The organism is Acinetobacter sp. YH12106 (genome assembly GCF_013418995.1).
GTDB lineage: Bacteria > Pseudomonadota > Gammaproteobacteria > Pseudomonadales > Moraxellaceae > Acinetobacter > Acinetobacter pseudolwoffii.
Genome location: NZ_VPAV01000050.1, coordinates 1 through 5,279 on the forward strand (window position 1 = coordinate 1; position 5,279 = coordinate 5,279).

Consider the following 5,279-nt stretch of genomic DNA (forward strand, 5'->3'; position numbering starts at 1 on the left):
GCATGAGCATCATAAAAAACTAAGGTTGCATCTTCAAAAGCTACACCATGTTTTTTGAGGTTTGTTTCTGCTTTATGCTCATCCCATGAAAACTCAATTTCCATAGTTGCATCGCTTTTTGTTAATACAAAAATGTTAATACAAAATTGTAAATTTTGCAAAGTTGTTCCATTTTTTATTGGCAAAATATTACAGAATCGAACATAAAAAAGCCGACTTGTTTCAAAGTCGGCTTTTTGCGGTTTTTATGATCAGGATTGATTTTTTAAGTAATTGATATCTATATTAATATACAAGTGTATTGCGTATAACCGCCATTATGTTAAGTTAAGCGAAGATTCACTTAAAACAAGAGCTTTAATTTTTACGGCTTTTTCGAAATGATCTAATTTATGTTGCATGATCCACCAATTAGCTGCTTCCATTAAAAGCTCAGGATTATCATTTTTATTCTTGAAAAAGGCATAGAAAGATAAACCTACGCTATCTCCTTTCTTCTCAATTTTCTCATTACATCCATGAATAAATATTTCTCTTAACTCTTTTCTCATGTTTTTAACTTTCTCTAAAATTAATTACGAAGCCCCGATCTAAGATCAGGGCTTTATTTATTTCTACCTTACATTTCAACAAGTATTGATTCGCCTGTAGAACAGTCTCCATTACGCCATTGCCAGTTTTCAATTAACTTAATTTTTCCATTGGCTTGGATCTCAATCTCAGTATTACATTCACCTATACGTAATTCATTCATCTCATTGATGTGGTGGTATGCCATAGTGAAAGTTTTTTCAGAAGTCATGAAACCTAGTAAATGTCCATTGGTAATACTGCCACCAGAATAGGTAGCTTCTATACGCTCACCTACTTGGTAATAATTAAAAATAGTCTCGTGAGATACTTCTCCATTAGATGTATTTTTAGCATTTACAAATTTTTTATTATTTAGATTTAAGTTCATTTCTACTCTTTAATTTCCCTAAAATTAACATAATACACCTTATACGAAATGCGTTATAATTATCTATAGAAATCAATGCTGTAGTTTCTAGTTTATAGCCCGAACATCCCTGTTCGGGCTTTTTTTATGATTTTTCACGTTCCACGCCTATTATTTAAGCAATGTTTCACAACTTTGATTAGCTCCAGTAAATAATTAAAACCTAGATAATAAGAACCGAGCGAGTGTCTACGAGCGATTGAGCATCATCAAAATTTCGCCCTCGCCTTTTCTCTGATTACAAGCTCCCTTTCGATTTTAAACGGTAGGTACAGAGCATCCCGAATGGGTGCGAACTTTGGAGCTTTTGCTTTTCAAAAAGTATGAGCGAAGCGAATACATTACAAATGCTTTTGCTTTTAGATTTCACAAATAGGATTAACCAAAAACTGCCCCACGAAGCGAGGAACGAGCTTCAATAGAGTACGAGCTTTAGCGAGTACCTAGGGCAGTTTGCACTCCCCTCTCGAAAGGCTTTTAATTATTTTTAAAGCTTTTAAATGCTTTTAGATAAGCTGAAAACATTGATATGAGAGGACTACAGCTTATATAAGCACACAAATTCTCTTGTATAAGCACACAAATTCTCTTGTATAAGCACACAAATTCTCTTGTATAAGCACACAAATTCTCTTGATTTACACACATAAAATATATAGTGTGTAAATACACATTAATAATAACGTGTATTTAATATGAAGAATGGTTTAGTTGTGAAAGATAATGCATTAATAAACGCCAGTTATAATTTAGAACTAACGGAACAGCGTTTAGTCATGCTTGCAATCATTAATGCAAGGGAATTAGGGCGGGGTATTACGGCAGATAGCAAACTAGAAATACATGCTAGTGACTATGCAAAACTATTTAATGTATCACCTGATGCATCCTACAAAGCCCTGAAAGATGCCGTAAATAATCTATTTAACAGGCAGTTTAGCTATACAGCCGAATATAAAAAAACAGGGAAGGTAGGTATCGTTCGCTCTCGCTGGGTAAGCCGTATTTTTTATGTAGATGATTTGGCATTACTAGAAATTACTTTCGCACCTGATGTAGTTCCTTTAATCACTAGATTAGAAGAACACTTTACAAAATATGAAGCCAAACAAGTTGCACACCTAACCAGTAAGTATGCCACTAGACTTTATGAGTTATTAATCGCTTGGCGTGAAGTTGGTAAAACACCTGTTTTTGAACTACAACAATTACGTAAAAATTTAGGTGTTGAAGATGATGAATATCAACGTATGCACCATTTTAAAAGCCGTGTATTAGAAACTGCCATTACTCAAATCAATGAACATACAGACATAAAAGCCACTTATGAGCAACACAAGAAAGGGCGTACAATTACTGGGTTTTCATTCAAGTTTAAGCAGAAACAACAACCGAAAAAATTAGATTCTAAGCGTGACCCAAACACACCTGACTTTTTTATCAAAATGACCGATGCACAACGCCATTTATTTGCAAAAAAAATGTCAGAAATGCCTGAAATGGGGAAATATTCACAAGGTACAGAAAGCTACCAACAATTTGCTATCCGTATAGCAGATATGCTGTTAGAGCCTGAAAAATTCAGAGAGCTTTATCCAATTTTAGAAAAATCAGGATTTCAGCCATGATTAAATTAAATAACCTATCAACCGATCTAAAGCATGTGACCGTTGAATACCTCGACATCGTAAATTATGAAATTGCGAGGGAAAATATATGCGGTTATATCTTCCTATTATCCCGACTATCCAAAGATGCCGAACCCACCGAAAAAATGCAGATGGAAAGCAAAATACAGAACTTAATTTACTATCGGGATAATTTACAAATCGAGGACAAGGACAATATTCAAAAGGTTTTAAATACGCTCATTCCAGAGTATCAAGCCGAACAAAAAAACCAAACAGCTAAGAAAAATTAGGCTTCAATATCGGGCAAATCAAAAAGCTGTCGATCTCTATTTTCTGTTAAATATTCGTTGAGTTCAGCGAGTATTTTTTCTTTATTGGCTTCATTTGCCTGCATTTTCTTAATCAAGTAAGAACCGAGCAAAATTTTACGCCGAGTATCATCCTTGCGCTCCTGTTCTTTCTTTTTGGTACGTTCTCTTGCTTCAATAGCCTGTTTCTGTGCTTTTAACTGTTTCAGCTTCTCTAACTGGGCTTCAATTTTCTTTTCGATATTTTCAGCAGATTTAGTCATAACGATTAATTTCGGAATATAGAAAACCACTCAAGCATAAGACCCTATGAATTGAAATTCAAGCGGGTAATATGCTATCGTGTTTTTCATGAAATGCGCACTTACGACTTGAATTTCATTCAAGTCAAAAGATGCGTAAGGGAGACACCCCTTAACCCCAAAAGCAAAAGCAAGAGCGGTAAAGCAAATGAAGAAATACAATATTGATGAACAGCATATTTTTATATGCTCAAACTGTGGGAATGAATTTTTATACAAATTACCTAAAATTCTTATAGAGCAAATGAATGGAGTATCCATTCAAACTATTAGAAAAGAATGCCCGAAATGTAATCAATACGTGGATGCCACAAGGAAAATTTAATGGCGATTTACCACTGTACAACCAAAACCGTTAACCGCAGTTCGGGAAGAACTGCCGTTGCATCTATGGCTTATCGTGCAGGGGAAAAACTAGAAGATAAACGTACAGGGCTGACGCATGACTTTACGAGAAAGGATGGAGTCGCCCATACCGAAATTGTGTCTAATCTCAATATTGAAATTGACCGCAGCCAACTTTGGAACTTGGCGGAACAGTCCGAAAACCGCAAAGATGCCCGAACCGCCAGAGAGTGGGTAATCGCCCTACCCGATGAATTAGACGCAGATCAACGTAAGGACTTGGCAAAAGCCTTTGCCACGGCCTTAGTTGATCGCTATGGCGTGATTGCAGACTTAGCCATCCACGAACCCAGCAAAGGCGGAAATGATAAGAACCATCACGCCCATATCATGCTTACCACCCGAAAGGCGGAATTAGACCCTGAAAACAATCTGACTCTGACCACAAAGGCAGAAATTGAACTCAGCAACGCCAAACGAAAAAGCCTTGGTATGGGTACAACCCAAGACGAAATTAAACAGATTCGGGAAACGTGGGCAAACCTTGCCAATCGTGCTTTGGAACGAGCAGGCATACAGGAAAAAATAGATCACCGCAGCTATGCCGATCAGAATAACGGACTACAAGCCACCATCCATGAAGGCACTAAAGTCACCCAATTACGCAGAAAAGGCATAGACACTGAAATCAGCCGTTTTAATGACAATGTGAAACAGCAGAACGCCCAACAGCTTGACCAACAGAAACAGCAGAAAGAGAGCGTTTTACAGCGTGGTTTAAACCGTGTCGATCAAGGTTTTGATCAATGGCAGAAGAACCAAGAAACCAAACGTCTAGAACTGGAACGCCAAGCGGAAATGAAACGACAGCAAGAATTAGATAAACAACGAGCCGAGCAAGCACTCCGCAAGGCATCTCAAAAACTAAGTAGAGGCGGAATGTCATTATGAGTAATCAAAATGATTTAGATGACCAGTTATATATTTTATTGGCATCCATGAAGGAATATCGAGAAGCCATAGCAGACGATAAGAAGCGATTAGAGCAGTTTTACAACCAAGTCGCTAGTGGAGTGCTAGACAAGGCTGAAAAATCGCTAGAAAACGCAAATAAGAAGCATACAGGTGCATTAAACAACAGTATTCAGGCATTAAACGAAGCTACAAACAGGCTCAACTTAAAACTTATCCTTATTTTTGCCAGCACGTTTGTGGCTGTGATGATGGTATTCATTTTGGCAATCTTCTTATACGTGCCAAGCAAAGACGAAATTGATAACCGTAGAGCTGATATGGCTTTACTAAAAAAATATCCGCTACAAATTAGAGAAAGTGATGGTGAAACATTGGTGAGAATCATGAGGAAAAATTGCTATTCGTTTGAACCGAGTAGTGTCAAAGAAAAAACGTATGACTGGTGTCAGATCGACCCTAAAAAATACTAGTTGATCGGTACTTTGCTTGGTTTTTCTTATTACTGATCAGATTACAGCAAGCGCAAAGTTGCCCGACTTTGAAACATGGCTAAAGCCATATTTCAAAGCATCGAGCTGAAATTTCGCATAAGAGATTTTATGTTAAATAAGACTATTAAGATCAGTTATAATTATCCAATAAGTGATTAAAAATAATAAGGTAATTTATGTCTACATGGGTGTGGGTACTTATTTATTTGGCAGTTAGCTTAATGTTC

8 protein-coding genes are annotated in these 5,279 nt (G+C 36.8%); 4 read left to right on the forward strand and 4 right to left on the reverse strand.

Annotation, left to right across the window (positions count from 1 at the left end):
* From FTU45_RS15550 to FTU45_RS14935, 3 genes are all read right to left on the reverse strand, one after another.
* Window positions 1–134 (reverse strand): BrnT family toxin (locus tag FTU45_RS15550; RefSeq protein WP_373685763.1); only part of this gene is annotated, 134 nt, incomplete at its 3' end.
* Window positions 135–317: 183 nt separating this feature from the next.
* Window positions 318–551 (reverse strand): DUF6500 family protein, encoded by a 234-nt coding sequence (locus FTU45_RS14930; RefSeq protein ID WP_111885980.1) that lies wholly within the window; start codon window positions 549–551, stop codon window positions 318–320.
* Between the two features lie 68 nt (window positions 552–619).
* The gene (locus FTU45_RS14935) at window positions 620–961 is read right to left on the reverse strand and encodes a hypothetical protein (RefSeq protein WP_104472901.1); all 342 of its coding nucleotides are present in this window, start codon (window positions 959–961) and stop codon (window positions 620–622) included.
* Window positions 962–1,695: 734 nt separating this feature from the next.
* Between FTU45_RS14935 and repM the strand changes: the two genes are divergently transcribed.
* Entirely contained in the window at window positions 1,696–2,628 is a 933-nt protein-coding gene (repM, locus tag FTU45_RS14940) for a replication initiation protein RepM (RefSeq protein WP_026438545.1), read from the forward strand.
* Entirely contained in the window at window positions 2,625–2,921 is a 297-nt protein-coding gene (locus tag FTU45_RS14945) for a hypothetical protein (RefSeq protein ID WP_163167926.1), read from the forward strand. The genes repM and FTU45_RS14945 overlap by 4 nt, the downstream gene beginning before the upstream one ends.
* Here FTU45_RS14945 and FTU45_RS14950 read toward each other — a convergent pair.
* A complete protein-coding gene (locus FTU45_RS14950; RefSeq protein ID WP_004871868.1) occupies window positions 2,918–3,202 on the reverse strand; it encodes a hypothetical protein in 285 nt (94 codons plus the stop codon). The two genes, FTU45_RS14945 and FTU45_RS14950, sit on opposite strands and share 4 nt — an antisense overlap.
* A 363-nt stretch (window positions 3,203–3,565) precedes the next feature.
* On the opposite strand from FTU45_RS14950, the gene mobQ reads away from it, so the two are divergent.
* Complete coding sequence (mobQ, locus tag FTU45_RS14955; protein ID WP_180006216.1) at window positions 3,566–4,537, forward strand: MobQ family relaxase; 972 nt, start codon at window positions 3,566–3,568, stop codon at window positions 4,535–4,537.
* On the forward strand, window positions 4,534–5,031 hold the full coding sequence (locus FTU45_RS14960) for a hypothetical protein (RefSeq protein ID WP_180006217.1): 498 nt from the start codon (window positions 4,534–4,536) through the stop codon (window positions 5,029–5,031). Before mobQ ends, FTU45_RS14960 begins: the two co-directional genes overlap by 4 nt.
* The last annotated feature ends 248 nt before the right edge of the window (window positions 5,032–5,279 follow it).

What these genes read in the sequence shown, in the direction of transcription:
- FTU45_RS14930 (WP_111885980.1), bottom strand. Translation starts at nt 551, where the DNA reads ATGAGAAAAGAGTTAAGAGAAATATTTATTCATGGATGTAATGAGAAA.
- FTU45_RS14935 (WP_104472901.1), bottom strand. Translation starts at nt 961, where the DNA reads ATGAACTTAAATCTAAATAATAAAAAATTTGTAAATGCTAAAAATACA.
- repM (WP_026438545.1), top strand. Translation starts at nt 1,696, where the DNA reads ATGAAGAATGGTTTAGTTGTGAAAGATAATGCATTAATAAACGCCAGT.
- FTU45_RS14945 (WP_163167926.1), top strand. Translation starts at nt 2,625, where the DNA reads ATGATTAAATTAAATAACCTATCAACCGATCTAAAGCATGTGACCGTT.
- FTU45_RS14950 (WP_004871868.1), bottom strand. Translation starts at nt 3,202, where the DNA reads ATGACTAAATCTGCTGAAAATATCGAAAAGAAAATTGAAGCCCAGTTA.
- mobQ (WP_180006216.1), top strand. Translation starts at nt 3,566, where the DNA reads ATGGCGATTTACCACTGTACAACCAAAACCGTTAACCGCAGTTCGGGA.
- FTU45_RS14960 (WP_180006217.1), top strand. Translation starts at nt 4,534, where the DNA reads ATGAGTAATCAAAATGATTTAGATGACCAGTTATATATTTTATTGGCA.